The sequence below is a fragment of the Caulobacter sp. HMWF025 genome (assembly GCF_003060965.1).
GTDB lineage: Bacteria > Pseudomonadota > Alphaproteobacteria > Caulobacterales > Caulobacteraceae > Caulobacter.
Map to the genome: position 1 here is coordinate 15,606 of NZ_QAII01000038.1, position 25,198 is coordinate 40,803.

Below are 25,198 nucleotides of genomic sequence, written 5' to 3' on the forward strand. Positions count from 1 at the left end.
TCGCGGGTGGCGCGAGCCCCCAGCGAGACCTTGAACTTCTCGCTCAGATTGGCGCTGAAGTCGAAGAAGGCCGCGAAGCTCTGGGTTCTGACCTTGCCGCCGTTGGCGATGGCCAGGCCGAGATTGCCGGCGATGGTGTCGAACTCGCCCGAGGCCTGGCTGTTCATGTAGTAGAGACCGAACACGCCCTGGACGTTTTCGTCCGAATAGACGGCCTGCAGTTCCTGCGAGAACGAGCGGTCGTCATAGGTGGCCGGGACGTCCAGGGTCGGCATCGGCGTGCCGTCGAAGTCGATGACCGTGGTGGTGTGGCCCTTACGGCTGGCCGTGATCGACTTGAAACTCAGATGGTCGGTCGCATCATACTGACCGGTCAGAGACAGGCCCTCGGTCTCGACCGTGTTGTCGTCGCCCAGGCCCGCCTGGGTGTCATAGACGTCCAGAACCTTGTAGCCGCCGACCAGGGCCGGCAGTTCGCGGTGACCGTGACGCGGGTTGGAGTCGTCCTGCACCTTGTCATAGGCCAGGCGGAAGAACAGGTCCTCGTTCGGCGCATATTCGGCGCTGAGACGGATGGCCTGGACGTCCTTGTTGTAGTGCTCGGCACCGGTGGTCAGGTTCTTGCCGAAACCGTCGCGCTTGTAGAGCGCATAGGCACCGCCCACCGACAGGCCGCCGGCCACCGGGGTCTGGCCCGAGACCAGCAGGTCGGTCTGGTTATAGCTGCCGTAGGTGCCCCGGATCTTGCCGTGGGTTTCGTCGCCGAGGCGCTTGGTCACGTACTTGATCGCGCCGCCGATGGTGTTGCGGCCATACAGCGTGCCCTGCGGGCCGCGCAGCACTTCGATGCGCTCGATGTCGAACACGTCCAGCACCGCGCCCTGCGGGCGATGGACATAGACATCGTCGACATAGAGGCCGACGCCGGGCTCATAGCCCCATAGCGGGTCCTGCTGGCCGATGCCGCGGATGTAGGAGATCAGGGTCGAGTTCGAACCGCGAGCGGTCTGAACCGTGATGTTGGGAGTGGTCTGCTGCAGGACGGTGATGTCCGCGCCGCCCTGGCGGGCCAGGGTCTCGCCGCTGTAGGCCGAGACGGCCACCGGCACGTCCTTCAGGCTTTCCTCACGGCGGCGGGCGGTGACGACCACTTCTTCAACCGACAGGCCGGCCTGGTCGGCGGCCGGAGCCTCCTGGGCCGAAACGACCGTCGCGGCTGCACTCCATGCCGCGCCAGCCAGCAGCGCAGCCTTCCACATCGATGTCATGGGGTTTCCCCTCCCTTGTGTTCCGCCCTTCCGGTCCGGGTCCTTTTTGGACGCGTGACCGGAACCCGCGAATTCATCGAACCGCGAATTGAAGCACTGTTAACCAGACCGGCCGCTTGCGCCAGTCTTTTTTCATCAGGTGATGAAATGGTAATGTGAGGGCGGATCAGGCCTTGCCGGCGCGGGCGATGACCGCCTCGAACCCGGCAGCGCAATAGGCAAACAGGCGGGCCCGGACCGCCTCCAGATCGCTGGAATGGCACTCGCCTTCCGACAGGGAGTCGATCCGTCCGGTCTCCGACAGGGTCAGCATCATCGAGCCGGTCAGGAACTGGTAGCACCAGAAGAGATCGCGATACTCGGCCTCGGGACGGATGGTCTTCAGGGTCTCGACCAGGCGATGGACGACCGGGTCAAAGAACCGGGCCATGGTCTCGCCACCCCAGGCCGGGGTATTGTTGACCTGGGCCACGAGCACGAAATAGCTCTTCCAGCCCAACCCGCCGTCCTGGGAGATACGCAGCAGCGGGTCGATGAAGGCCCCGATCACCCCCTCGAGGGTCATGGCCGGGGCATGGGCCTTCACATAGGCGTCCATCGAGGCCAGTCGCGCCTGGTTGAGGATCTCGGCCCGGCGCAGGAACACCGCGTCGAACAGCTCGCGCTTGGCCCCGAAATAATAGTGGATCAGGGCCGTGTCGACCCCGGCCTCGGCGGCCACCTGGCGGGTCGTGACGCCATAGAAGCCATGGCGCGCGAACAGGCCCTCGGCGGCGTCGAGGATGGTTTCCTTCAGGTCCAGACCCTTGGCCTTGGACGGTCTTCCCCGCCCGCTGGCACGGGCGCGGGGCTTGGCTGCGGTCATTCGACTCTCTTGCCGGCCACGATGGCGCAGCCCCCGGATGGCGCATCCGGGCAGACGTGGCAAGGCGGATGAGGGATAGGGTGGCCCGGAAGCGGCTAGACGGCCACCGCCGCAGGCTCCCTCCTGACCGGCTTGCGCCGGTCGTCCTCCCCCCGTTCGGGGGGAAGATGAGACTATCTTCCCCCTCTGGAGGAAGACGGTCGCGAAGCGATCCGTAGGGGGCGAGTGCGGGGGATCAATAGAGCACCTTCTCCTTGTCATCCCGGACGCGCGCAGCGCGAGCCGGGACCCAGGGGCAACTGCAGTGCGTCGACCCCTGGGTCCCGGCGCTCCCGCCCTCCGGGCGTCCGGCCGGGATGACAAGGGTTTTGGGCGTTTGAGAACGGGGATCCAGCCCGCTCAATCCCCGTAACCCCGCCGACAAACCCCAACCCGATCAACCCCTTACAAAAATCCCCATCGCGCCAATCAAACGCGCTCAGAACCCCCCGCATAATCATCCCACCTCGTCGCGGGGAAGGGCGCTTGGCCAGCGACCGGAGCGGCGGCGGGGTGTGGTCGAGCGGGAAGCTCTATCGATGGCAGGAAGAGGACACTGTGCTCTTGGGCTGCCAACCCTGTCGTGTCTGGCGGCGGTCGGCCGTGGATCACAGAAACGACGTCACGGCAGGGGTCGGGCGAGCAGCAGGTGGGCCCGGAAGGGTTCACGGTCCGGGACGGGGTCGCGCCCCGGTCCGCCCGCCGGAGGCTTCAGGGCGGCGAGGCTCTAACAGGGCTCGAGCGCCGCACGCTTCCGACAGAACGATCACGCGGAGCGTTCAGACTTCGTCGAAACGGTATTCAAAAACTCTTCTTCCGGGCGAGGCCCGGACGCTCCGCAGCCCTTCCCACACCTTCAGCGGCCAAACCGCGTGAGGCGGAGACCTCATGTCCCTAGCCGATGAAGATCCGCCACATCAGCCGACCCGGGAGGAAGGTGAACAGGCCGGCGATCAGCAGGCCGCCGACGAACATCCCCGTCATGCTGCGGCGGTGGGCCGCGACCTTGCCGCGCTTGATGGCGACGATGGCCATCGGCAGGGCGATCAGGGTCCAGCCGCTGAGCAGGTGGATGAAGCTGAAGTGCCCGGGGTTGATGACCTTGATGAACAGCGAGCTGGCCGCCGTCAGGGCCATGGCCGCCACCCAGGTCCAGCCAAGGCGCTTGTGCAGGCCCGTCCCCTTGACCCCGGCCAGCAGGACGCAGCCGATCAGGAAGGCGGTCACCGCCCCGGCGACATGCAACTGGATGACCAGCGGCGCGGCGGCCAGCAATGACAGGTCCGGTGCCCGGGGGTACAGGCCAAGGCCGTTCAGGAACCGCAGGGGCGCGGCCATCAGACCGGGGCTGGCGGCGATGATCGCCAGGGTCGCCACAGTCAGGGCCGGAACGACGAAACGTCCGCTCTGGGCCCGGCGCTGCATTGACATGTTTTGGTCGGCCATCTTCATCTCCTCGGTACCGGCGGTCTGCGTGTTTCGCCGATGCCTCAGTCCTGGAGCGGCCTGTCCCGTGCCTCAATCGCCGTTACGCCAGTCGCCGCTCCGGTTTCGTGAACGGCTGGCCGATGTCGTTCACGCTTCGCGAACGGCGCTGACCTCCCGCGAGGCCCGGCGCGGCATCGCGGTGTCGATGGCCGCCGGCGTGTTCCTGGCCCTGATCGGGGCCCTGGGTACGGGGGTGGTGTCACTGCCCATGCGGCTGGCCTACTGGGTGGGCCTCTGCCTGGGCGGCGGCATTGTCGGCACGGGCGTCAACCAGCTGATCGGCAAGGACGGTCGCGCCGACGATCGCCCCTGGCTCTATGGCAGCCTGCTGTGCCTCGGCATCACCCTGCCCTTTACCGGCGTGGTCTGGCTGGTGACCGAGCTGCTGTTCGAGGACAGCCCGCGCCTGGCCGCCCTGCCCCACTATTTGGGTCCGGTCTTCGTCATCACGGCCGGCATGACCGGCCTGAACTTCCTGGTGCAGCGCAAGCCGCCCGAGACCCATGCCTCACCGGCCGGAGCCCCCGCTCCGCGCTTCCTCGACCGCCTGCCGCCGAGGCTGCGCGGTGCGACGATCCATGCCGTGGAAGCCCAGGACCACTATCTGCGCCTGCACACCTCGAAGGGACAGGACCTGATCCTGATGCGGCTGTCGGACGCTGTGGCCGAACTGGAAGGCATCGAGGGGGCCCAGACCCACCGCTCCTGGTGGGTGGCTAGGGGAGCCGTCGAGGACGCCCGCCGCACCGACGGCCGGGCCGTCCTGACCCTGACCGGCGGAGTCGAGGCCCCGGTCAGCCGCGCCTATGCCAGGGCCCTGCGGGAGGCGGGATGGTTCTAGGCCGCGATGATGCGAGCCAAATCCATCGGCTTCAGCTCCGCTCTCCCCGGCGAAAGCCGGGGCCCAGAGCCTGCCGAAGCGTTTGGTGATGACGCGCCTTCCGACCTTGCCAGAACGCTTTGGGTCAGGGGCTCGAACTGGACCCCGGCTTTCGCCGGGGAGAGCGGTTTCAAAGACAGATCGCGCGAAAACCCAGCTCGCCCTAGGCCCGCCGCGCCTGCCATTCGGCCCGGGTCTGGCCCCAGAGGTCGACCGGGTGGTCCTCATAGGGTGCAGGAAGCTTGCCCGGGCCGCGATTGACCGAACCCAGCCGCCGGGCCACGGCCTGGGACGGGGTGTTGTCCGGGTCGATACAGTGGATGACCTCGTCCCAGCCCAGATGGTCAAAGACCCAGTCGAGGGTCGCCGTCGCCGCCTCGACCGCATAGCCCTGGCCCCAGGCGGCGCGGGTCAGTCCCCAGCCGACCTCGGTCCCGGGCCAGCCTTCCGGCTGCCAGGGTCCGACCCGACCCAGCCAGGCCCCGCTGGCCCGGTCGATCACCGAGAACATGCCGAAACCCTTGAGAACCCACGAGCCGGCCATCGAGGCCATGCCCCGCCAGGCTCCGGACCGCGCCTGGACGCCGCCGATATAGCGGGCGACTTCGGCGTCCGACATCATCTCGTCCCAGCCGTCGAGGTCCTCGGTCGCCGTGGGGCGCAGGATCAGGCGGGGGGTTTCCAAAACCGGTCCAGGGGCAACAGCCATCTCGGATCCTCTCTCTACAGAACGCAGGCCGCGAGACCGTCACGACGGACGGTCCCCGAGGCTGCGCCGATCTTGCGGGCCCGCTTTTTCACATACTTGCCCGGCTTGACCACCTTCCACTTCAGGGGGCTGGGCAGGATGGCGGCCAGACGGGCGGCCTGGGGCCCGGTCAGCTTGTCGGCCCCGACCCCGAAATATCGCCGCGAAGCCGATTCGGCACCGTACAGGCCCGGGCCGAACTCGATGGAGTTCAGATAGACCTCCATGATCCGCTTCTTGCCCCAGCCGATCTCGATCAGGACCGTGAACCAGGCCTCAAGGCCCTTGCGGACATATGAGCGTCCCGGCCACAGGAAGACGTTCTTGGCGGTCTGCTGGCTGATGGTCGATCCGCCACGGATCTTGCGACCCTTCTCGTTGTTCTCGTACGCCTTCTGCAGGGCATCAAGATCAAAGCCGTGGTGGTCGCAGAACTTGGCGTCCTCGGCGGCGATCAGGGCGCGCGGCAAGGCGGGCGAGACCTCGTCGATCGGCCGCCAGCGATGGTCCAATCCCTTGCCCTCGGTGGCCCGGATCAGCATCAGCGGCGTCACCGGCGGCGGCACGAAGCGAAACACCAACACCGCCAGGACCGGTCCCGCGACCAGCACCAGAAACAGGGCCAGCAGGATATTGCGAAACAGCTTCACCGATCGTCCCCCAATCGTCCCAAACCGACTTGTCTTGACGTTGCGTGCGGATGCTAACCAAGCCGACCGCCGTTGTCGCGGCACTTAAGGCCTGTGCCCAGGAGCGCAACATGAACGTTGTCGACGCCGTCAATCACCGCCTGTCCGTCCGGGCCTTCAAGCCGGATCCGGTCGATGCGACGGTCGTGAAGGGCCTCATTGAAGCCGCCGCGCGCTCGCCGTCCGGCGGCAACCTGCAGCCCTGGCGGGTCCAGGCCGTGACCGGCGCGCCGCTGGAGGCGCTGCGCCAGACCATGCTCAAGCGCGTCGCCGCGCCCGACACCCCCGAATACGCCATCTATCCCGACAACCTCTGGGAGCCGCTGCGCAGCCGCCGGTTCCAGGTGGGCGAAGACCTCTATGCCTCGCTCGGCATTCCGCGCGAGGACAAGATGGCCCGCCTGCAGTGGTTCTCCCGCAACGGCCAGGGCTTCGGTGCGCCGGTGCTGCTGTTCTTCTCGATCGACCGCCGCTGCGGCCCGCCGCAGTGGAGCGACATCGGCATGTACATGCAGACCCTGATGCTGCTGGCGGTCGAGCAGGGCCTCGACACCTGCGCCCAGGAGTTCTGGTCGCACTATCATCAGGTCGTGCACGACCATGTCGGCCTGCCCGAGGGGCACATGCTGTTTTCGGGCATGGCACTGGGCTATCGCGACGAGACAGCGCCGGTGAACAGCTGGCGCTCGCGCCGCGATCCGTTCGAGGCCTTTGCCGAGATGAAGGGCTTCTAGAAGGTACGGGGGCCGCTCAGATCCGGAATCGCCAGCAAACCGGCCTCACCGGCCTCGTCGCCCCAGGCCAGCCAGCGGCCGTCGGGCGAAACCGACAGGGCGCTGATCGGCGCGCCCCGCTCGGCCTTGAGGGTCTCGATCCGGCCGGTCCGCATATGGGCCGTCCAGATCTTGCCGTTGTCCTGGCCGGCCAGGGCGACCGGCAGGGCCTCGACCCCGGCGACCTGAACGATCAGCGAGTCGCGGGCAAAGCCGATCTCGGCGGCTTCCTTGCCCATCGGACCACTGGCCCCGGCAAACGGCCAGACCACCGCGCCGTTCGCCCCGGCGGTGACCAGCAGATTGCCCTTGTCGAAGAAGGCCACGCTGCGGACCTTGGCCGGATAGCCGCCCATCCGCATGTCCTTGCTGTCCGACAGGCGCCAGCCGTGCAGCTGGTTTTCCTGCATGGACGAGACCAGGAACTTGCCGTCGGGGCTGAAGGTCACGGCGATATGGCTGCCGGCCCATTTGAGGATCTGCGGCTTCTGCTCGGCGATCTTCGCCCACCACAGCTGCGTGCCCCCGTAGCTGGCCGTGGCCAGACGCCGGCCCTTGGGATCGAAGGCCAGACCGGAAACGGTCTTTTCGTGGGTGAAGATCCGCGCAAAGGCCGGATCGGCCGCATCAAGCACGCGGGCCTCGCGACCGGCGGTGAAGGCGATCAGGCCCGAGGCCGGGCTGGCGGCCAGATGCTCGATCCAGCGGCCCTTCACCTCGGCCAGCACCGTGGCGACCACCTCTCCGCCGTCGATTCGGCTCCAGACCACCCGGCCGTCGTCGCCGCCGGTGACGATGCCCTGGCCCGAAGGATGGCCGACAGCGCTGAGGACTGCGCCGCCCAGCGGGCCGCCATGGGCCTCGACCGTGACGTAACCTTCGTCGCTCTGCAGCCGCACGGTTCCATCGCCGAGAGCGAAGGCGGCACGACCGGCACGGTCAAAAAGGGCTGCGGTGACAAAGGCGTCGAAGGAGAAAATCATGAGCGGGCCATACCAAGCGCAGGCCCGGGCGCCTAGCCGGAGGGCATCGCCGCACACGGGGTGCCCTGACGGATGCGAACGCTGTTCGCCACAAAGAGTCAAAAAGGGGCTTGCCATTGCGCTGCGTCGTCGGGCTTTACTTCCGAGCCCGTCTGCGCCAGACGTGGCGTCGTAACGAAATCCAGGCACGCGACGTACGCGGCCTTTGGGAGACAGTCAGGCTATGGCGGCTAAACTCTCCGGTGGTGGCGGTGGTCGCTACTCGCTGAACCAGAACTCCGAGATCAACGTCACGCCGTTCGTGGACATTCTGCTCGTTCTGCTGATCATCTTCATGGTCGCCGTGCCGATGGCCACCGTGGCGATCAAGGTCGACCTTCCCCCGGCCATTCCGAACCCGGAAAACATCAAGCCCAAGGAACCGGTGTTCATCTCGATCCAGAAGTCGGGCGCGATCTTCATCGCCGACAAGCAAACCAGCCTCGACAACCTCGAGATTGATCTGGACGCCAAGTTCACCGCGACCGGTCAGGCTGGCCCGAAGGACGACCAGCGCGTGATGATCCGCGCCGACGCCGACGTGCTGTATGCCGACTTCATGGGTGTGCTGAACCAACTGCAGACCGCCGGCTGGTTCAAGGTCGGCCTGATCAACGAAGACATCCACTAGGATCCTTCGACGATCATCGAAAATCAGGGGCCGGGCGGTTTGTCCGGCCTCTTTTTTGCATTCTATTTTTTACGGATGTAGTTTTTAACTTTACAGTCCGCAGAAGTCAGTCAAGCTACAACTGTAACTTCAAGCGCCCCGAGGGGCGATCCGGGAGGCAGTCATGGCGGCGAAACTCGCAGGCGGCGGTGGCGGAGCCTATGCACTCAAGCAGAACGCCGAGATCAACGTCACGCCTTTCGTCGACATCCTGCTGGTGCTGCTGATCATCTTCATGGTCTCGGTGCCGATGGCCGTGACCTCGATCAAGGTCGACATGCCGCCGGCGGCTGACCTGCCCGCGCCCCGGCCACCGGTATTCATCTCCATCCAGACGTCGGGAGCCCTGTTCCTGGGCAACCAACCGACACGGCTGGAGACCCTGGGTCGCGACCTGGGGTCCCGGTTCGCCTCAGACGGCCAGACCGGACCCCGGCGCGAGCAGAAGGTCATGATCCGCGCCCAGGCCGATGTGCCCTATGAAGCCTTCATGGCCGTGCTCGACCGGGTCCACGCCCTGGGCTGGACGCGGGTCGGGGTCATCAACGAGGAGATCCGCTAGACGGACGACCCTCAGGCCGCCGTCGCCTCGAACCCGGCCTTCAGTTCGGCCTCGTCAAGGTCGCGACCGATGAAGACCATGCGGCTGTAGCGCTTGTCGCTGTCCAGCCAGGGCCGCTGGAAGTCGCCTTCCAGGATCATGTGGACGGCCTGGAAGACCAGACGGCGGTTCTCGCCCTGGACATCGATGATGCCCTTGGCGCGCAGGATGTCGGGACCGCGGCGGGCCAACAGGTCGTTCAGCCAGGCCGTGATCTTCTGGCCGTCGACGGGCCGGTCGAGGGTCAGGGAGATACCCTTGACCCCGTCGTCATGGATGGCGCTGGCATGGCCGTGGTCGTGCGCATGGTCATGTCCATGATGGTCATGCCCGCAGTGCTCGTCGTGGACATGGTCGTGATCATGATGATGGTGATGGTCGTGACCGCAGTGCTCGTCATGCACATGGCCGGGCTCGCCGTGGGCCGGATTGAGGAAGTCCGGCTCCAGCTCGGTGATCCGCTCCAGGTCGAAGCTGTGCTTGCCGATGATGGCGCTGAGCGGGACGTTCGAGCGCTGGGCGCGATGGATCGGAGCCAGCGGGTTGATGCGCTTGATGCGGGCCTCGACGTGCCGAAGATCGTCTTCCGAAACCAGATCCGTCTTGTTCAGAACAATCTGGTCGGCGAAAGCGATCTGCTCGACGGCTTCCCTGCTGTCACCGAGCCGCAGCAGGATGTGCTTGGCGTCGACCAGGGCGGTGACCGAGTCCAGATAGGTGCGAGCCTTGACGTCTTCGTCGACGAAGAAAGTCTGGGCCACCGGGCCCGGATCTGCCAGGCCGGTGGTCTCGACGATGATGGCGTCGAAGCCGCCCTTACGCTTCATCAGGCCCGACAGCACCCGGATCAGGTCGCCGCGCACCGTGCAGCAGACGCAGCCGTTATTCATCTCGAACACTTCTTCATCGGCTCCGACCACTAGGTCGTTGTCGATCCCGACCTCGCCGAACTCATTGACGATCACGGCATAGCGCTTGCCGTGCGCCTCGGTGAGGATGCGGTTGAGCAGGGTGGTCTTGCCGGCGCCGAGATAGCCGGTCAGCACGGTGACGGGGATCTTGCCGGAGGACGATGCGGTCTGGGTCATGGGGGCTATTTAGGCGGTCTCTGGCCCCAGCGAAAGCACCCGGCCTCAGGTCTTGAAGAAGGCGACCGCGATACCGACCAGGATCAGGGCTGCGCCGAGGATGGTTTCCTCATAGCGCTCCACCCAGTCGAGGCCCAGCCGCTTGAACCCGGCGAGGCTGAGTCCCGTGAACAGCAGCATGCCGGCCGAGGTCGCGACCATCAGAACAAGGCTCAGGGCAACAAAGGCCTGCCACCCATGCTCCATGCCCGCGAGAAAATAAGGGAGAAAGGCCTCGCAGGGCGAAAGGGTCAGAAGGGTCACCAGCGCCAGGACGGCGGCGCGGTCGGATGCATAGGGCGCACGCCCAGTTTCAGCGCCTGAGTGGCTGTGGCGCCCCCTGAGGACATAGAAGAGGCCGACCGCGACCATCAGCCCGCCAACGATCCAGTGGAAGATCCCGCCGATGTGAGGCTGGAGCGCCAGACCGGCCAGCACGAGGGCCAGGCCGAGAACGATCGTCAGACCGACATGGCCCAGGCCGGCCAGAAAGGTCACGCCCAGCGTCCTGCCCGTCGACCATTTCTGCGCACGACCCACCAGCACAAACGGCAGCCAGTGCGTGGGCAGCGCCGCATGCAGGAAGGCCACGGCAAAGCCCGTGGCGGCGATCGAGGCGAAGAAGGTTGACGTCACGGCGGGAGCTATAGACTGTTACATTGTAACGTTCCAGCCTGAATCGTCGCCCCGATCGCGCTTGCAATCCTCTCGGACCGGGAATCTGGCGAACAGGCCCTGCAGGCCGTTGACTCAAGGACGGTCGGCTGTATAAGTCCGCCCCCTCGCCCGCCGGGTTTCCTTGCGGGCGTTCCCTATTTTGCGAACGCACGTTTCTTAAGGCGCTAACCTATGTACGCGGTGATCAAAACCGGCGGCAAGCAGTACCGGGTCCAAGCCGGCGATCTGCTGGTGGTCGAAAAGCTCGACGGTGAACCGGGCGCAGCTGTCGCCTTTGGCGAAGTCCTGATGCTGGGCGAAGGCGAGGCCGTGACGGTCGGCGCCCCCACGGTGGACGGCGCTGTCGTCTCCGGCACCCTGATCGAAACCCGCAAGGGTGAGAAGGTGAAGATCTTCAAGAAGATCCGCCGTCAGGGCTATCGCCGCACCCGCGGTCACCGCCAGACCGAGTCGGTCGTGCGCGTGACCTCGGTCGCTGGCGCAGGCAAGGAAATCAAGTGGGACGGCGTCATCGACCTGACCCCCAAGGTGATCCTGAACGCCCGGGCCCGTGGCCTCGGCGACGCCGCCGTGCCCTTCACGATCCCGGTCGCTGCGGCACCGGTCGCTGAAGCCGCCCCGAAGAAGAAGGCCGCCCCGAAAAAGGCCGCCGCCACCCCGGAAGACGGCGAAGCCTAAGCGGCTGCGCCTCTCAAGGATTTAGGAGAGCAAGATGGCTCACAAGAAATCAGGCGGCTCGTCCAGCAACGGTCGCGACTCAGACGGCCGCCGCCTTGGCGTGAAGAAGTTCGGCGGCGAGAAGGTTCTCGCCGGCAACATCATCATCCGTCAGCGCGGCACAAAGTTCTGGCCGGGTGCCGGTGTCGGCATCGGCAAGGACCACACCCTCTTCGCGCTCGTCGAAGGCGCGGTGAAGTTCGTGACCAAGAAGCATGACCGCACCTACGTAACGGTTGCGCCCAAGGCGCAGGCTGCCGAGTAGAGCGAACTCGACTTTCTCGGGTCGCGCTTCTCGGAAGAGAAGACGATCCGGACAGACGAACCGAAGCGGGGAGTCCGGAACGCCGGGCTCCCCGCTTTTGTTTTGTCCAACGCCGCCCTGAAGCAGGATCGCCACGGCGGCGTCACGGTCCCCGTCCAAAGAGGGATCGAGAAACCGGGAGGCGCCAGATGTGCGTCATCGACACCAGTCCCATAATTGAGACGCGGCGCATCACGCTTCGGGCTCCCGCACCGTCCGATGCCCAACGGCTTTGTGCGCTGGGTAGCGAGCGGGAGATTGCGCGCATGACCACCCGCATGCCCTGGCCCTACGGCCGACACGACGCCGAAGCGTTCATCAGCCGCTGTCAGACCCAGGATCGTCGCCGCGACAATACCTTTGTCATCGACCTCGAGAACGAGGGCGTTGTCGGCGTTCTGGGCCTCTTCACTCCACCGGATTCAGCCCTGGAAACGGGCTACTGGATCGGCAAACCCTATTGGGGCCGGGGTCTTGCCACCGAGGCACTTCAGGGAGCCCTGAACTGGGTGAAGCAGGGCTGGCGGCGTCGGCTGGTCACAGCGGGCCACTTCGCCGACAATCCGGCGTCCGGGCAGGTGTTGATCAAGGCCGGGTTTCTTTACACCGGTCGGGTCGAGATGAAGCCATCGCTGTCGCGGGGCGAAGCTGTGGCCACACGCATGATGGTCTGGCTGGCCTGACCGGGTCCCCCCTAGCCAAACGGCAGAGTATCAGGCCGCGCGGTGCGTCTGAATGACCTTCTGCTGGCCCTCGCGGAAGCGCTTCTCGGCCGTCAGGATCCGGTCGCAGAGTGCGTCCAGGTCCGAGAGCAGCGAATAGGTGGCGTAGATGGGGATTTCCATCAGCGCCACCTGGGCCCGCGGCATGAATTCGCAGTACTTTTTCCAGGAGGCGTGCGCGTCCCGGGCGTGGGTAGCGCGCTGGCTCAGCGGGTTCCAGAGGTCGAGCTCCATGAGCTCGTCCCGGCACTGCTTCATGACCGGCAAGGCAATGTAGAGAAACAGGAAGGTCGGGGTCGCGGCACGGCTGAACTGGGGCTGGACCTGCATGTGCCAGATCCGGAAGGCTTCAAAGAAGCCCGCCTTGCGCGCCGGGTCGGGCGGCAGCCAGGTCGCGTCCTGATTGATGAGCTCGGCGGCGCTGGCGGCGCGCTTGACCAGATCATCGGCCGAACGGCCACCGGCCATGGTCTTTGACAGGGCATTGACCGGAATATTCAGGCGCTTGGCGACGTCCGTGTAGGCGACCTGCTGGCCGGCCATCGGTGTCCACTGCCCGAAGGATGCGGCCTTGGGATTGCTGGCACGCTTCTGGGCGGCCGCCTGGTGCAGCAGAAGTTGCTCCTCGCGTCGCTTCTCGGCCTGCATCCGGTCGAACTCGGCCTCATGCATGGCCTGCTCCTCGGGCGTCATCCAGCGTGCGCGCCCGGGACCATAGGTCCGCTCGGTCCGGTTCAGGAGCACCAGAACATGCTGGTCTGTCGGTCGGGTGCCGATGTCGCCCAGAAAGGCCCGGAAGTCACGCCAGGTGCCGGTCACGCCGGTGCCACGGCTCATCAGGATGTTGCGGTGGATCGACGCTTCGCCCGCATATTTACGGCACAGCGTCTGGAGCGTCATTTCCCGCAGGTCTCGAGCCAAATCTGCTCCGACGTCCAGTGTCGTCGTCAACGCATCGCCCCCCACTCACCGCACGTTAAAAACGACGGTTTCACAGCAAGACTCTTTGTTGCACGGGCAACTTTAACATTTCGTCACACGCTGGAACGGCGTTACGCCAATGTGGGTACACGCCGAGGGCCGCCATTTCGGCTCGACGTAGCGAACGCCTTGGGACAAAAGACGCTCATGAAGTTTCTGGACCAATGCAAGATCTATATCCGCTCCGGCAACGGTGGCGGCGGCTCGGTCTCGTTCCGACGCGAAAAGTACATTGAATACGGCGGACCCGACGGTGGCGACGGCGGCCGGGGCGGCGACATCTGGATCGAGGCCGTCGACGGCCTCAACACGCTGATCGACTACCGCTACCAACAGCATTTCAAGGCCGAGACCGGGATCCACGGCATGGGCCGCGCGCGCCATGGCGCGGCGGGTGCCGACATCACCCTCAAGGTGCCGGTCGGCACACAGGTCCTCGAGGAGGACAAGGAAACCCTGATCGCCGACCTCGACACGGCCGGTATGGCCGTCCGACTGTGCAAGGGCGGAAATGGCGGCTGGGGCAACCTGCACTTCAAGGGACCGGTCAACCAGGCCCCGAAGTTCGCCAATCCAGGCCAGGAAGGCGAAGAACGCTGGATCTGGCTGCGCCTGAAGCTGATCGCCGATGTCGGACTGGTGGGTCTGCCCAATGCCGGCAAGTCGACCTTCCTGGCTGCGGCGACCGCCGCCAAGCCCAAGATCGCGGACTATCCCTTTACGACCCTGACCCCCAACCTCGGTGTCGTTGACCTGTCGACCAGCGAACGCTTCGTCCTGGCCGACATTCCCGGACTGATTGAAGGCGCATCCGAAGGGGCCGGGCTGGGCACGCGCTTCCTCGGACATGTGGAACGCTCGGCGGTGCTCATCCACCTCGTGGACGCTACCCAGGACGACATCACCGGGGCCTGGACGACCATCCGCGGCGAACTTGAAGCCTATGGTGACGAACTGGGCGACAAGTCCGAGATCCTGGCCCTGAACAAGATCGACGCCCTCGACGAGGACACCATCGCCGAGAAGCTGGCTGAACTTGAAGCCGTCGCTGGTGTCCGGCCCCGTCTGGTGTCGGGCGTCTCCGGCAAGGGCGTCAAGGAACTCCTGCGGGCCGCCTATCGCCAGGTTCGCATCCGGCGGGGCGACGAGATCGAAGAGATCGACGAAGAAGAAGATCATGTCCCGGAGACCCCCGGGGGCTGGACTCCGTGATCTCTGGCAAGGCGGTAGGAAGCGGCCCCCTCGCGACTGCGAGACGGATCGTCTTCAAGGTCGGTTCGGCCCTGCTGGTCGATGCCCGGACCGGTGCCGCCAACCATGCCTGGCTCAAGGCCTTCTGCGACGACGCCGCCGCCTTGAGAGCACGTGGCCAGCAGATTGTTGTGGTCTCCTCCGGAGCCGTAGCGCTGGGTCGTCGTCGCCTTGGACTGACGGGCCGGAAGTCCCTCACCCTGCCGGAGAAGCAGGCTGCGGCCGCGGCCGGACAGTCACTGTTGATGAGAGCGTGGGAGGAAGCGTTCGAGCCACACGGGATCAGCGTGGCCCAGATCCTGATGACCCGCGATGACACCGAGACCCGTCGGCGCTGGCTGAACGCGCGGGCGACGACGGAGACGCTTCTCGGCCTGGGCGTCGTTCCCGTGGTCAATGAGAACGATACGGTCGTCACCGAAGAGATCCGCTACGGCGACAATGACCGCCTGGCGGCGCGGGTCGCGCAACTGGCCGGGGCCGACCTTCTGGTCCTGCTGTCCGACATCGACGGCCTCTACTCCGCCGATCCCCGGAAGGATCCGAACGCCGCCCATCTGCCCCGGATCTCCGAGATCACGCCGCAGATCGAGGCCATGGCCGGTGGAGCCAATGCGACGTCCGGAGTCGGTACGGGCGGCATGGCCACCAAGATTGCTGCGGCCCGCATCGCCCGGGCGGCCGGCTGCGCCACCCTCATCACGCTGGGGTCGCGCCCCCACCCCCTGAAGGCCATCGAGGCCGGGGAAAAGGCGACGCTGATCGAGGCCGGGGCCAGTCCGGCGGCCGCCTACAAGGCGTGGATTGCGGGGAGCCTGGCTCCTCAGGGCTGGCTCTCTGTTGATGCCGGAGCTGCCGCAGCCCTCGCCAGGGGCAAGAGCCTTCTCGCGGCCGGCGTCCGCGCCGTCGAGGGCCCCTTCGACAAGGGTGACGCCGTAAGGATCCGCGACGAGACGGGACGGGAAGTCGGCCGGGGGCTCGTTCGATACGACAGCGCGGACGCTCACCGCATCGCCGGCCTGCGCTCGGATGCGATCGAGGCCGAGCTTGGCTTCACAGAAGGCCCCATGATCCACGCGGATGATCTGGCCGTGGCCGAGACCCTGACATGACGCTCGAACCCGCCACGTCCCGGACCCGCGAATGGCACAATGTCGATCGCACAGTCTTTCGCGACCAGATCATTCCGTCCGAGCGACCTGCGATCCTTCGCGGTCTGGTGAAGGACTGGCCGGCTGTCGCGGCCGGTAGAGCTTCGGACGAGGCGATGGCGGATTATCTGCTGGCGCTCGACGCCGGCAGGCCCGTCACGGTGCTGCATGGCGGCCCGGAGATCGACGGGCGCTTCTTCTATACTGACGACCTGACAGCGCTCAATTTTCGCCGCAGGAGCGTTCCATTGACCGAGGCGCTGTCGGCGCTCCTGTCATTCCGCACCGACCCGACACCGCCGGCGATTGCCGTGCAGTCCACGCCGACCGAAGGGGCCTTTCCCGCCTTCGCCGCCAACAATCCCCAACCCCTGCTGGACCCATCAGTCGGTCCGCGGATGTGGATCGGCAACGCCATCACCACAGCCACCCATTTCGACATGAGCTACAATGTCGCCTGTGCGGTGGCCGGGCGCCGGCGCTTTACACTGTTCCCGCCGCACCAGCTGAAGAACCTCTATCTGGGCTCCCTGGAGTTCACGCCTGCGGGCCCGCCCGTCAGTCTCGTCGACATCGCCAAGCCGGACCTGGCCCGGTTTCCGCGCTTTGAGGAGGCCTGGGCGACGGCGGAAGTCGCCGAACTCGAACCCGGCGACGCGCTCTACATCCCCTATTTCTGGTTCCACAATGTCGAGTCACTCGATCCCTTCACCGTACTGGTGAACTACTGGTGGACAGAGCCCCGCCCCACCCTGGGCCGGCCGCTGGAAGCCTTGCTGCACGCGATGGCCACCATCCGGGAGCTCTCACCGGGTGAGCGGGAAATCTGGCGCGAGGTTTTCGATCACTTCGTTTTCCAGACCCACGGCGATCCGGTGGGCCATATCCCCCCGGCCATGCGCGGCTCGCTCGGAGAGATGACCCCGCAGAACATCGCCCGGATCCGGAAAATCCTGGTCGGGGCCTTGAACCGGGCCTGAGACATCCGCAGGTAACGGCCTGAAGTCTCGGCCCTGGCAGGGCTTGTGGATTCGCTTCGGCATAGTCGAAGCCATCAAGGGATCTGTCACCGGCCCGGGTCAAAGATTCCCTCCGACCTGAAAAGTCCCTAGGGTCGCGCGTCTATCGAGGAGTTCCCATGGCCTATCGTTCGTTGCGTGAGTTCATCGACGTTCTGGAGGCCAAGGGCGAACTGGTTCGGGTGACCGAGCCGGTCTCCAGTGTTCTCGAAATGACCGAGATCCAGACCCGCCTGCTCGCCACCGGCGGTCCGGCCGTGCTGTTCGAGCATGTGCTGATGGCCGACGGCACCCGCTCGGCCATGCCGGCCCTGGTAAACCTGTTCGGCACCGTCAAGCGCGTGGCCATGGGCGTCACCCTAGGCGGCGAGCCGCGCGAAACGGCAGCCGAACTGCGCGAAGTCGGTGAGCTCCTGGCCTTCCTCCGCCAGCCCCAGCCCCCCAAGGGCCTGAAGGACGTCATCGACATGCTGCCCCTGGCCAAGACGGTCATGGCCATGCGTCCGGGGACGGTGAAGAAGGCTCCCGTGCAGGAGATCGTCCTGACCGGCGACGACATCGATCTGTCGAAACTGCCGGTGCAGACCTGCTGGCCGGGCGAGCCGGCCCCGCTGATCACCTGGCCGCTGGTCGTCACCAAAGGGCCCGGCAAGGACCGCGAGGACGACTTTAACCTGGGCATCTACCGCATGCAGGTGCTGGGCAAGGACCGCTGCATCATGCGCTGGCTGGCCCATCGCGGCGGGGCCCAGCACTATGCCCGCCACAAGAAATCCGGTACCCGCGAGCCTCTGCCCGCCTGCGCCGTGCTGGGTGCCGACCCGGGGACGATCCTGGCCGCCGTCACGCCGGTGCCTGACACGCTTTCGGAGTACCAGTTCGCCGGTCTGCTGCGCGGGGCCAAGGTCGATCTGGTTCCGGCCAAGACCGTGCCCCTGATGGTCCCGGCCCATGCCGAGATCGTCATCGAGGGCTATGTCCTGCTCGACGAGTACGCCGACGAGGGCCCCTATGGCGACCACACCGGCTATTACAACAGCGTCGAGAAGTTCCCGGTCTTCCAGGTGACGGCCATCACCATGCGCAAGGACCCCATCTACCTGACCACCTTCACCGGCCGGCCGCCGGATGAGCCCTCGGTGCTGGGCGAGGCCCTGAACGAGGTGTTCGTACCGCTGATCCGCCAGCAGTTCCCGGAGATCGTCGACTTCTGGTTGCCGCCCGAGGGCTGCAGCTATCGCATTGCCGTGGTCTCGATGAAGAAGGCCTATCCCGGCCACGCCAAGCGGGTGATGCTGGGCGTCTGGAGCTATCTGCGCCAGTTCATGTACACCAAGTGGGTGATCGTCGTGGACCACGACATCAATGCCCGCGACTGGAAGGACGTGATGTGGGCCATCTCCACCAAGATGGACCCGGCCCGGGACATCACGGTGATCGAGCACACGCCCATCGACTATCTCGACTTCGCCAGCCCCGAGAGCGGCCTCGGCTCCAAGATCGGCCTCGACGCCACCGACAAGTGGCCGCCCGAGACCAAGCGCGAATGGGGCGAGGAAATCCGCATGGACCAGGCCGTGGTCGACAAGGTCAGCGACATGTGGGGCCGGCTTGGCCTGCCGGGTGACGGCAAGCCGATCTGGAAGGCATGACCCGGCTGAGCGGGACGTTGAGAATGCGGAACCTGACCCTGGCGGCCCTCGCCGCCGCCCTGACAGCGAGCACGAGCATGGCCCAGACCCCTCCTGTGAAAGCCCCCTGGGACGAAGCCTTCCTGCCGCCCGCGCCGCCGTGGCAGGGGGCCAGCCAGGCGCTGATCCGTGACAACGCTGATCCCTGGGTGACGGCTTTCGAGGCCGATCCGGAGCACAACTTCTCGCCGACCTATGTCGACACCCGCAAGTGGTTCGACAGGCTGGACGCGGCCAGCCCGCTGATCCGGATCGAGGCTTTCGGGACATCGCCCGAGGGCCGCGAGATCTATGCGGTGATCGCCTCCAAGGACGGCGCGAAGCTTGATCCCAAAAAGCCGCTGCTGCTGGTCCAGGCGGGCATCCATCCCGGCGAGATCGATGGCAAGGACGCCGGCATGATGCTGCTGCGCGACATCGCCTTCCACGGCAAGGACGGCCTGCTCGACAAGGTCAACCTCGTCCTGATCCCGATCCTGTCGGTCGACGGCCACGAGCGGGCCAGCGCCTATTCGCGCCCCAACCAGAGGGGCCCGCGCATCCAGGGCTGGCGCAATACGGCGACCAACCAGAACCTCAATCGCGACTTCATGAAGCTGGACCAGCCGGAGATGCAGGCGCTGAAACGCCTGCAGGCCCAGTACAGGGCCGATCTCTATGTGGACGTGCATGTCACCGACGGCATGGATTACCAGTACGACGTCACCTACGGCTTCAACGGCGAGAACGGGGTCTGGAACCGCTCTCCGGCCATCGCAAAGTGGCTGGACGGCGTCCTCAAACCGGCGATGAACACCAGCCTTGAGGCCCAGGGCCATATCCCCGGCGAACTGGTGTTCGGCATCGACGAGCACGACCCCAAGGCCGGCTTCTCGGACGGGGGCCTGGGTGAGCGCTTCTCGAACGGCTGGGGCGCGGCGGCCCACGTCCCGACCATCCTGATCGAGAACCACAGCCTCAAGCCCCATGCCCAGCGGGTGCTGGGGACCTATGTGTTCATCGAGACCGCCCTGAAGCTGCTGGCCGAAAAGGGCGGCGACCTCCGCGCGGCCATCGCCGCTGACAGCGCCCTGCGCCCGGCCGAGATCCCCGCCAATTTCATCGCCGATCCCAAGCCGGCCTACACCCGCGCCTTCAAGGGCATCCGGTACGAGACCTATGACAGCCCCGCCTCGGGCCGGAAGGAAGTCCGTTGGCTGGGCGAGCCGGACCCCGACCTCTGGCAGGTGCCGTTCTATGGCTCAAAGCCGTCCCTGACCCTCAAGCGGCCCACCGCCTACTATGTCCCCAGCTATCGGGCCGATCTGATCGAACGGCTCAAGCTGCATGGCGTGACAGTCGAGCCCCTGTCCGCCGCCAGGACCCTGCCGGTCGAGATGCTTCGCCTGACCGATCCCAAGCTGGCGCCCCGCGCCAATGAGGGTCACGTCCAGATCACCGTCACCCAGGTCAAGGCCGAAAGGCGCGACTGGACCTTCCCGGCCGGCTCGGTGCGGGTGCCGACCGACCAGCCGCTGGGCGATCTCGTCGTGCTGCTGCTGGAGCCGCAGTCCAGCGAGAGCTTCTTCGCCTGGGGCATGGTGCCCGAGGTGCTGAGCCGTGTGGAATACATCGAGCCCTATGCCATCGCCCCCCTGGCCGAGAAAATGATGGAGGCCGATCCGAAGCTGAAGGCCGAGTTCGAGGCCAGACTAAAGGCCGAACCCGCCTTTGCTGCTGATCCGGACGCGCGGCTGGCCTGGTTCTACAGGCGCACGCCCTTCTACGATGATCACCACCTGCTGTACCCGATCGCCCGGGAAAACTAGCCGAACCGGGGGCAGTCGCGTGACCGATGATTGCGGTTGCCATCCCCGCGCAAGACTGGCCCATATGGGGTACGCCTCGCTGCCTTGAAGGATAGATATGGATACCGCCGCCTCGGGTCACGCCGCAGCCCTCTGGGTTGGGCTGCATGTGTTTCTGTTGCTGACCCTGTCGCTGCTGGTTGTACGCCTGCGTCAGAAGCACAAGGTCGCCCTGGGCGATGAAGGCATTCCTGAGCTCGCTCGGGCCATCCGGGCCTTTGGCAATGCGGCCGAGTATATCCCGACCGGGCTGGCGGCGATCGCTGTCCTGGCCCTGGTCGGTGCGCCGCCCCTGGCGCTTCACCTGGTGGGCCTGATGCTGTTTGCCGGCCGTCTCAGCCATGCCATCGGCCTGTCCAACAGTGGCGGCGCGTCCATTCCCCGTGCCGTTGGCATGGTCTGTACGTGGCTGGCCTATATCTTCTCGGGCGTGGCCCTGCTGTTCTACGCCATCGGCTGAGGTCAGGGCGGCCTTGCCCGCCCCCGCCCCCCTCGTCCATAAGACCCCATGGACGATAATCTGCTGAACGACGTGGTCTCGGCCGCGCTCAAGGCCGGGGCCGATGCGGCCGAGGCCGTCTTTGCCGAACGGCAATCGCTTTCCGTCAGTGTCCGGCTGGGCGAGCTGGAAGAGGTCGAGCGCGAAGAGGCTCGCGACCTGGGCCTGCGGGTCTTTATCGGCCAGCGGAGCGCTACGGTGTCCGGCTCGGACATTTCCAGCCCGGCACGGGCCCGGCTGATCGAGCGGGCTGTCGCCATGGCGCGCCTCGCCCCTGAAGACCCCTATGCCAGCCTCGCCCCGCGCGACAGGTTGGCCACGGGCCCCTTCCCCGACCTTGATCTGGTGGACGCCTACGAGCCCTCCGCCGAAGCTCTGGAAGCCACCGCCCGCGCCACCGAAGAGGCGGCCCGCGCCGTCGCCGGCGTAACCAATTCCGACGGCGGATCGGCCAGCTGGAGTTCAGCCCGCTGGAGTCTTGCCACGAGCGACGGTTTTCTGGGTTCGCATGCGGCCACGGGCCATTCGCTGTCCTGCTCGGCCATCGCCGGTGAGGGGGCCGGGATGGAGCGGGGCGGCGAAGGCCGCTCGGCCCGCCACTTCGCCGACCTGCCCGGGGCCGAGGCCATCGGTGCCGAGGCCGGCCGACAGGCCGTGGCGCGCCTGAATGCCCGCAAGATTGCCTCGACCACCGCCCCGGTGATCTTTGAAAACCGTCTGGCCATGTCCCTGATCGGCCCGCTGCTGGGTGCGATCTCGGGCCCGTCCATTGCGCGCGGCAGTTCGTTCCTGAAGGACAAGCTCGGTCAGGCCGTTTTCGCAAAGGGCGTCAGCCTGATCGAAGACCCGCACCGGGTCCGGGGCCTCGGCTCGGCCCCCTTCGACGACGAAGGGGTGGACACCCAGCGTCGAGCCCTCATCGATGATGGCGTCCTGACCACCTGGCTGCTCAACACCAGCTCGGCCAGGCAACTGGGCCTGGCCACCACCGGCCACGCCTCTCGCGGGCTGGCAGGGCCTTCCGGCGTTTCGACCGCGAACCTGACCCTGTCGACCGGCGAGCGCGATCTGGCCGGGATGATGGCCGATGCAGGGACCGGCCTGCTGGTCACCTCGATGTTCGGCCCCTCGCTGAACGGCAATACCGGCGACTGGTCAGTCGGCTGCTCGGGCCTGTGGTTCGAGAACGGCGAGATCACCGGTCCCGTCACCGAGATCACCGTCGCCGGCAACCTGATCGATATCTATGCCCGCCTGGTCCCCGGCTCGGACCTGGTGTTCCGGGGCGCGAACAACGCCCCGTCCCTGCTGGTCGACGGCCTGGCGATCGCCGGCAAATGACCGATCTGGACCTGATCCTCGACGCGGCAAGGGAAGCAGGCGAACTGGCCCTGAAAGCCCGCGCCGGCGGCCTGAAGATCTGGTCCAAGGAAGGCGGTTCGCCAGTCACCGACGCCGATCTGGCGGTCGATACCCTGTTGAAGGAGCGGCTGCGCGCGGCCCGGCCCGACTATGGCTGGCTGTCGGAAGAGACGGCCGACGATCCGTCACGGCTGACCACGACCCGCCAGTTCGTGGTCGACCCCATCGACGGCACCGTCGCCTTCATGAAGAACAAGCCCTGGTTCGCCGTCTCGATCGCCGTGGTCGAGAACGGCCGCCCCATCGCCGGCGTCGTCCATGCCCCGGCCCTCAGCGAGACCTATGCCGCCCGGCGCGGTGAAGGGGCCACCCTGAACGGCACGGCCATCTCACCCAGCGATACCGAGGATCTGGAAGACGCCGCCATGCTGGGCGACGCCAAGATGTTCGTGCATCCCGCCTGGACCACGCCCTGGCCAGCCATGCGGGTCGAGAGCCGCAATTCCATCGCCTACCGGGTTTGCCTTGTCGCCGCCGGAGCCTTTGATGCTGCGGTCGCCCTGTCGCCGAAGAGCGAATGGGACGTGGCCGCCGCCGACCTGATCCGCTCGGAGGCCGGCGCCTGCCTGACCGACCACAAGGGCCGCGCTTTCAGCTATAATCGCCCCATTCCGCTGGTTCCGAGCCTGGTTTGCGCCAACGCGGCGCTTGCGCCATTGATCCTTAACCGCGTCGGGCATATCGACCTCCCATAATCAATATTCCTCGCAGGAACGTGCTCACCCATGCCCGACAAGCAGCTTCTCCATCTCGTCATCGGCGGCGAACTGAAGGATGTTTCCGACATCGAGTTCCGCGATCTGTCGAAGGTTGAATTCGTCGGAGCCTATGCCAGCTATGCCGAGGCCCATGTGGCCTGGAAGGCCAAGGCCCAGGCCACCGTCGACAACGCCCATGCGCGCTATTTCATCATCCATGCCCACAAGCTGATGGATCCCAGCCTGGGCTAGGCGACGCGCGGCGGCCGGGGCCCGGCCTCAGTCGCCGTAGCCGACCCCGACCAGATAGAGCCCGTCGGACGGGGCAACCGGCCCGCAGGCCGTGCGGTCCCGCGCCGCCAGGGCCTCTTGGACGTCGTCCGGCGACCAGCGCCCGATCCCGACCTCGACGAGCGTGCCCGTCATCGACCGCACCTGGCGGTGCAGGAACGACCGCGCTTCGAAATCCAGACAGACCTCATCCCCGACCCGCCGCACCCGGGCCACGTCCAGCGTCTTCAGCGGCGACTTGGCCTGGCAGTGCATGTCGCGGAAGGTCGTGAAGTCATGCAGGCCGACCAGATGCTGCGCGGCGGCGTTCATGGCCTCGGCATCCAGCGGCTTCTTGACGTGCCAGACCCGGCCCTTGTCCAGGGCCGGCGGGGCCGGGCGGTTGAGGATGCGGTAGAGATAGCGCCGCTCATTGGCCGAGAAGCGGGCGTGCCAGTCGCCCTCGGCGACCTCGCAGGACAGGATACTGACCGCCTCGCGGGTCAGATGGGCATTCAGCGCATTCAGCACCGTGCGGGCCGGCCAGTCGCGCTCCAGATCGACATGGACCACCTGGCCGGTGGCATGGACGCCGGTATCGGTCCGCCCGGCCGCCGCGATGCGCAGGTCCTGGCCGCAAAAGGCCTTCACCGCCGCCTCGATGGCCCCCTGCACGGACGGCAGGGTCGCCTGGGCCTGAAAGCCGCAATAGGGCCGGCCGTCATACTCGACGAGGAGGCGGTAACGGGGCATCAGGCCAGGATCGTCCCGGCCGGGATCGAGAAGCCGCGCACGAAGACCTCGGCGTCCTGCGCCCCCTTGCCCTCGCGCTGGGCCTTGAGCAGGCGCACCGCACCGTCGCCGCAGGCGATCAGCAGGGCGTCATCCAACACCGCGCCCGGGGCCCCGGCCGCGTCCTCGACCGTTGACAGCAACGCCTTCACCCGCACCGGACCCTTGTCCGACGGGGCCTCGAACCAGGCCCCGGGGAAGGGCGAGAGGCCACGGATGTGGGCGTCGACCTCGCCAGCGGGGCGGTGCCAGTCGATGCGGGCTTCGGCCGACCTGATCTTTTTGGCATAGGTCACCCCCTCGGCGGCCTGCGGCGTCTCGCGGGCCCCGCCCCGCTCGATGGCCCCGAGGGCCACGGGCAGCATCCGCGCGCCGACGGCCGCCAGCTTGTCGTGCAGGCTGCCGGCGGTCTCGAAGCGGTCGATCCGCACCTGCTCGGACATCAGGATCGGCCCTTCATCCAGGCCTTCGCTCATCCGCATGACCTGGACCCCAGTGACCGGATCGCCGGCCATGATCGCCCGCTGGATCGGCGCGGCGCCGCGCCAGCGGGGCAAGAGGCTGGCATGCAGGTTGAAACAGCCTTCGCGGGGGGCCTCCAGCACCTCGCGCACCAGGATCTGGCCGAAGGCGACGACGACGGCCGCGTCCAGATCCAGCGCCCGGAAGGCTTCGATCTCGTCGGCCGCCTTCATCGAGACCGGGGTCCGGACCGGCAGGCCCAGGCCTTCGGCAAAGGCATGGACCGGCGACGGCTTCAGATCCTGGCCCCGGCCGCGCGGGGCCGGCGGCTGCGAATAGACACAGGCGATCTCGTGGCCGGCGGCGACCAGTTCGGCCAGGCAGGCGACGGCGAAATCAGGGGTTCCAAGAAAAGCGATGCGCATGGGCGCGGTTTAGACCTCCCGGACGTCCGGGGAAAGTCGAAGTCGGAACCTTGGCCGTCAGGCCCCGTTATCAGGACCAGCCAACCCCTGGAGCACCCC

26 protein-coding genes and 1 pseudogene are annotated in these 25,198 nt (G+C 66.5%); 16 read left to right on the forward strand and 11 right to left on the reverse strand.

The features are described 5' to 3' along the window. The 3 genes and pseudogenes from DBR10_RS19710 to DBR10_RS04965 form a co-directional block, all read right to left on the reverse strand. Positions 1-1,268, reverse strand: a pseudogene (locus DBR10_RS19710) (TonB-dependent receptor); the annotation flags it as partial. Positions 1,269-1,434: 166 nt separating this feature from the next. Then, positions 1,435-2,133, reverse strand: a complete 699-nt coding sequence (locus tag DBR10_RS04955; protein ID WP_108505272.1) for a TetR/AcrR family transcriptional regulator — start codon at positions 2,131-2,133, stop codon at positions 1,435-1,437. A 933-nt stretch (positions 2,134-3,066) separates the two neighbouring features. Next, positions 3,067-3,618 (reverse strand): DUF2306 domain-containing protein, encoded by a 552-nt coding sequence (locus tag DBR10_RS04965; RefSeq protein WP_369831741.1) that lies wholly within the window; start codon positions 3,616-3,618, stop codon positions 3,067-3,069. A gap of 67 nt (positions 3,619-3,685) precedes the next feature. On the opposite strand from DBR10_RS04965, the gene DBR10_RS04970 reads away from it, so the two are divergent. Then, positions 3,686-4,501, forward strand: a complete 816-nt coding sequence (locus DBR10_RS04970) for a LytTR family DNA-binding domain-containing protein (RefSeq protein ID WP_369831740.1) — start codon at positions 3,686-3,688, stop codon at positions 4,499-4,501. A gap of 202 nt (positions 4,502-4,703) precedes the next feature. Here the strand turns inward: DBR10_RS04970 and DBR10_RS04980 are convergent, their stop codons facing one another. Both DBR10_RS04980 and mtgA read right to left on the reverse strand, forming a co-directional pair. Then, complete coding sequence (locus tag DBR10_RS04980) at positions 4,704-5,249, reverse strand: GNAT family N-acetyltransferase (protein ID WP_108505827.1); 546 nt, start codon at positions 5,247-5,249, stop codon at positions 4,704-4,706. 14 nt (positions 5,250-5,263) lie between these two features. Beyond that, the gene (gene mtgA / locus DBR10_RS04985; protein ID WP_108505833.1) at positions 5,264-5,953 is read right to left on the reverse strand and encodes a monofunctional biosynthetic peptidoglycan transglycosylase; all 690 of its coding nucleotides are present in this window, start codon (positions 5,951-5,953) and stop codon (positions 5,264-5,266) included. Between the two features lie 95 nt (positions 5,954-6,048). Between mtgA and DBR10_RS04990 the strand changes: the two genes are divergently transcribed. After that, positions 6,049-6,711, forward strand: a complete 663-nt coding sequence (locus DBR10_RS04990; RefSeq protein ID WP_108505826.1) for a nitroreductase — start codon at positions 6,049-6,051, stop codon at positions 6,709-6,711. On the opposite strand, the gene DBR10_RS04995 is transcribed toward DBR10_RS04990, so the two are convergent. Continuing rightward, entirely contained in the window at positions 6,708-7,733 is a 1,026-nt protein-coding gene (locus tag DBR10_RS04995) for a WD40 repeat domain-containing protein (protein WP_108556185.1), read from the reverse strand. The genes DBR10_RS04990 and DBR10_RS04995 overlap by 4 nt on opposite strands. Before the next feature lie 223 nt (positions 7,734-7,956). Between DBR10_RS04995 and DBR10_RS05000 the strand changes: the two genes are divergently transcribed. Continuing rightward, positions 7,957-8,403 (forward strand): biopolymer transporter ExbD, encoded by a 447-nt coding sequence (locus DBR10_RS05000; protein WP_108490643.1) that lies wholly within the window; start codon positions 7,957-7,959, stop codon positions 8,401-8,403. A 163-nt stretch (positions 8,404-8,566) separates the two neighbouring features. Further along, positions 8,567-9,004, forward strand: coding sequence for a biopolymer transporter ExbD (locus tag DBR10_RS05005; RefSeq protein ID WP_108490122.1), 438 nt, complete (start codon positions 8,567-8,569; stop codon positions 9,002-9,004). 11 nt (positions 9,005-9,015) lie between these two features. Here the strand turns inward: DBR10_RS05005 and DBR10_RS05010 are convergent, their stop codons facing one another. Both DBR10_RS05010 and DBR10_RS05015 read right to left on the reverse strand, forming a co-directional pair. Further along, complete coding sequence (locus tag DBR10_RS05010) at positions 9,016-10,131, reverse strand: CobW family GTP-binding protein (RefSeq protein WP_108490121.1); 1,116 nt, start codon at positions 10,129-10,131, stop codon at positions 9,016-9,018. 45 nt (positions 10,132-10,176) lie between these two features. Further along, on the reverse strand, positions 10,177-10,806 hold the full coding sequence (locus DBR10_RS05015; protein ID WP_108490120.1) for a hypothetical protein: 630 nt from the start codon (positions 10,804-10,806) through the stop codon (positions 10,177-10,179). 213 nt (positions 10,807-11,019) lie between these two features. Between DBR10_RS05015 and rplU the strand changes: the two genes are divergently transcribed. The 3 genes from rplU to DBR10_RS05030 all read left to right on the forward strand — a co-directional run bounded on the left by rplU (position 11,020) and on the right by DBR10_RS05030 (position 12,552). After that, on the forward strand, positions 11,020-11,526 hold the full coding sequence (gene rplU, locus DBR10_RS05020) for a 50S ribosomal protein L21 (RefSeq protein ID WP_108505825.1): 507 nt from the start codon (positions 11,020-11,022) through the stop codon (positions 11,524-11,526). A gap of 34 nt (positions 11,527-11,560) precedes the next feature. Further along, a complete protein-coding gene (gene rpmA / locus DBR10_RS05025) occupies positions 11,561-11,830 on the forward strand; it encodes a 50S ribosomal protein L27 (protein ID WP_108490014.1) in 270 nt (89 codons plus the stop codon). Between the two features lie 188 nt (positions 11,831-12,018). Continuing rightward, positions 12,019-12,552 carry a GNAT family N-acetyltransferase gene (locus DBR10_RS05030; RefSeq protein ID WP_108490015.1) on the forward strand — a complete coding sequence of 178 codons (534 nt, stop codon included), beginning with the start codon at positions 12,019-12,021 and terminating at the stop codon, positions 12,550-12,552. Positions 12,553-12,582: 30 nt separating this feature from the next. Here DBR10_RS05030 and DBR10_RS05035 read toward each other — a convergent pair whose 3' ends face one another. After that, positions 12,583-13,491: a hypothetical protein gene (locus tag DBR10_RS05035; protein ID WP_369831739.1), complete on the reverse strand. Its 909-nt coding sequence runs from the start codon at positions 13,489-13,491 to the stop codon at positions 12,583-12,585. 228 nt (positions 13,492-13,719) lie between these two features. Here DBR10_RS05035 and obgE point away from each other — a divergent pair, with 228 nt between their 5' ends. The 9 genes from obgE (at position 13,720) to DBR10_RS05080 (ending at position 23,402) form a co-directional block, all read left to right on the forward strand. Further along, entirely contained in the window at positions 13,720-14,784 is a 1,065-nt protein-coding gene (gene obgE / locus DBR10_RS05040; RefSeq protein ID WP_108505823.1) for a GTPase ObgE, read from the forward strand. Beyond that, positions 14,784-15,935 (forward strand): glutamate 5-kinase, encoded by a 1,152-nt coding sequence (proB, locus tag DBR10_RS05045; RefSeq protein WP_108505832.1) that lies wholly within the window; start codon positions 14,784-14,786, stop codon positions 15,933-15,935. The genes obgE and proB overlap by 1 nt, the downstream gene beginning before the upstream one ends. Beyond that, a complete protein-coding gene (locus DBR10_RS05050) occupies positions 15,932-16,954 on the forward strand; it encodes a cupin-like domain-containing protein (protein ID WP_108556186.1) in 1,023 nt (340 codons plus the stop codon). Before proB ends, DBR10_RS05050 begins: the two co-directional genes overlap by 4 nt. A gap of 158 nt (positions 16,955-17,112) precedes the next feature. Continuing rightward, positions 17,113-18,645 carry a UbiD family decarboxylase gene (locus tag DBR10_RS05055; protein ID WP_108505822.1) on the forward strand — a complete coding sequence of 511 codons (1,533 nt, stop codon included), beginning with the start codon at positions 17,113-17,115 and terminating at the stop codon, positions 18,643-18,645. Between the two features lie 23 nt (positions 18,646-18,668). Further along, a complete protein-coding gene (locus DBR10_RS05060; RefSeq protein WP_108505821.1) occupies positions 18,669-20,492 on the forward strand; it encodes a M14 family metallopeptidase in 1,824 nt (607 codons plus the stop codon). A gap of 97 nt (positions 20,493-20,589) precedes the next feature. Continuing rightward, entirely contained in the window at positions 20,590-20,991 is a 402-nt protein-coding gene (locus tag DBR10_RS05065) for an MAPEG family protein (protein ID WP_108490260.1), read from the forward strand. 48 nt (positions 20,992-21,039) lie between these two features. Next, the gene (locus tag DBR10_RS05070) at positions 21,040-22,371 is read left to right on the forward strand and encodes a TldD/PmbA family protein (protein WP_108505820.1); all 1,332 of its coding nucleotides are present in this window, start codon (positions 21,040-21,042) and stop codon (positions 22,369-22,371) included. Further along, positions 22,368-23,147: a 3'(2'),5'-bisphosphate nucleotidase CysQ gene (locus DBR10_RS05075; protein WP_108556187.1), complete on the forward strand. Its 780-nt coding sequence runs from the start codon at positions 22,368-22,370 to the stop codon at positions 23,145-23,147. The genes DBR10_RS05070 and DBR10_RS05075 overlap by 4 nt, the downstream gene beginning before the upstream one ends. Positions 23,148-23,177: 30 nt before the next feature. Then, entirely contained in the window at positions 23,178-23,402 is a 225-nt protein-coding gene (locus DBR10_RS05080) for a DUF4170 domain-containing protein (protein WP_108487500.1), read from the forward strand. A gap of 27 nt (positions 23,403-23,429) precedes the next feature. On the opposite strand, the gene truA is transcribed toward DBR10_RS05080, so the two are convergent. Then, positions 23,430-24,173, reverse strand: a complete 744-nt coding sequence (gene truA, locus DBR10_RS05085; protein WP_108487501.1) for a tRNA pseudouridine(38-40) synthase TruA — start codon at positions 24,171-24,173, stop codon at positions 23,430-23,432. Beyond that, positions 24,173-25,099 (reverse strand): methionyl-tRNA formyltransferase, encoded by a 927-nt coding sequence (gene fmt / locus DBR10_RS05090; RefSeq protein ID WP_108505819.1) that lies wholly within the window; start codon positions 25,097-25,099, stop codon positions 24,173-24,175. Before fmt ends, truA begins: the two co-directional genes overlap by 1 nt. Between the last annotated feature and the right edge of the window lie 99 nt (positions 25,100-25,198).

Bases quoted from the DNA above. Each gene is read 5' to 3' on its own strand.
- DBR10_RS04955 (WP_108505272.1), bottom strand. From the start codon at position 2,133: ATGACCGCAGCCAAGCCCCGCGCCCGTGCCAGCGGGCGGGGAAGACCG.
- DBR10_RS04965 (WP_369831741.1), bottom strand. From the start codon at position 3,618: ATGGCCGACCAAAACATGTCAATGCAGCGCCGGGCCCAGAGCGGACGT.
- DBR10_RS04980 (WP_108505827.1), bottom strand. From the start codon at position 5,249: ATGGCTGTTGCCCCTGGACCGGTTTTGGAAACCCCCCGCCTGATCCTG.
- DBR10_RS04990 (WP_108505826.1), top strand. From the start codon at position 6,049: ATGAACGTTGTCGACGCCGTCAATCACCGCCTGTCCGTCCGGGCCTTC.
- DBR10_RS04995 (WP_108556185.1), bottom strand. From the start codon at position 7,733: ATGATTTTCTCCTTCGACGCCTTTGTCACCGCAGCCCTTTTTGACCGT.
- DBR10_RS05000 (WP_108490643.1), top strand. From the start codon at position 7,957: ATGGCGGCTAAACTCTCCGGTGGTGGCGGTGGTCGCTACTCGCTGAAC.
- DBR10_RS05005 (WP_108490122.1), top strand. From the start codon at position 8,567: ATGGCGGCGAAACTCGCAGGCGGCGGTGGCGGAGCCTATGCACTCAAG.
- DBR10_RS05010 (WP_108490121.1), bottom strand. From the start codon at position 10,131: ATGACCCAGACCGCATCGTCCTCCGGCAAGATCCCCGTCACCGTGCTG.
- rplU (WP_108505825.1), top strand. From the start codon at position 11,020: ATGTACGCGGTGATCAAAACCGGCGGCAAGCAGTACCGGGTCCAAGCC.
- rpmA (WP_108490014.1), top strand. From the start codon at position 11,561: ATGGCTCACAAGAAATCAGGCGGCTCGTCCAGCAACGGTCGCGACTCA.
- DBR10_RS05030 (WP_108490015.1), top strand. From the start codon at position 12,019: ATGTGCGTCATCGACACCAGTCCCATAATTGAGACGCGGCGCATCACG.
- DBR10_RS05035 (WP_369831739.1), bottom strand. From the start codon at position 13,491: ATGACGCTCCAGACGCTGTGCCGTAAATATGCGGGCGAAGCGTCGATC.
- obgE (WP_108505823.1), top strand. From the start codon at position 13,720: ATGAAGTTTCTGGACCAATGCAAGATCTATATCCGCTCCGGCAACGGT.
- DBR10_RS05050 (WP_108556186.1), top strand. From the start codon at position 15,932: ATGACGCTCGAACCCGCCACGTCCCGGACCCGCGAATGGCACAATGTC.
- DBR10_RS05055 (WP_108505822.1), top strand. From the start codon at position 17,113: ATGGCCTATCGTTCGTTGCGTGAGTTCATCGACGTTCTGGAGGCCAAG.
- DBR10_RS05060 (WP_108505821.1), top strand. From the start codon at position 18,669: ATGCGGAACCTGACCCTGGCGGCCCTCGCCGCCGCCCTGACAGCGAGC.
- DBR10_RS05065 (WP_108490260.1), top strand. From the start codon at position 20,590: ATGGATACCGCCGCCTCGGGTCACGCCGCAGCCCTCTGGGTTGGGCTG.
- DBR10_RS05070 (WP_108505820.1), top strand. From the start codon at position 21,040: ATGGACGATAATCTGCTGAACGACGTGGTCTCGGCCGCGCTCAAGGCC.
- DBR10_RS05075 (WP_108556187.1), top strand. From the start codon at position 22,368: ATGACCGATCTGGACCTGATCCTCGACGCGGCAAGGGAAGCAGGCGAA.
- DBR10_RS05080 (WP_108487500.1), top strand. From the start codon at position 23,178: ATGCCCGACAAGCAGCTTCTCCATCTCGTCATCGGCGGCGAACTGAAG.
- truA (WP_108487501.1), bottom strand. From the start codon at position 24,173: ATGCCCCGTTACCGCCTCCTCGTCGAGTATGACGGCCGGCCCTATTGC.
- fmt (WP_108505819.1), bottom strand. From the start codon at position 25,099: ATGCGCATCGCTTTTCTTGGAACCCCTGATTTCGCCGTCGCCTGCCTG.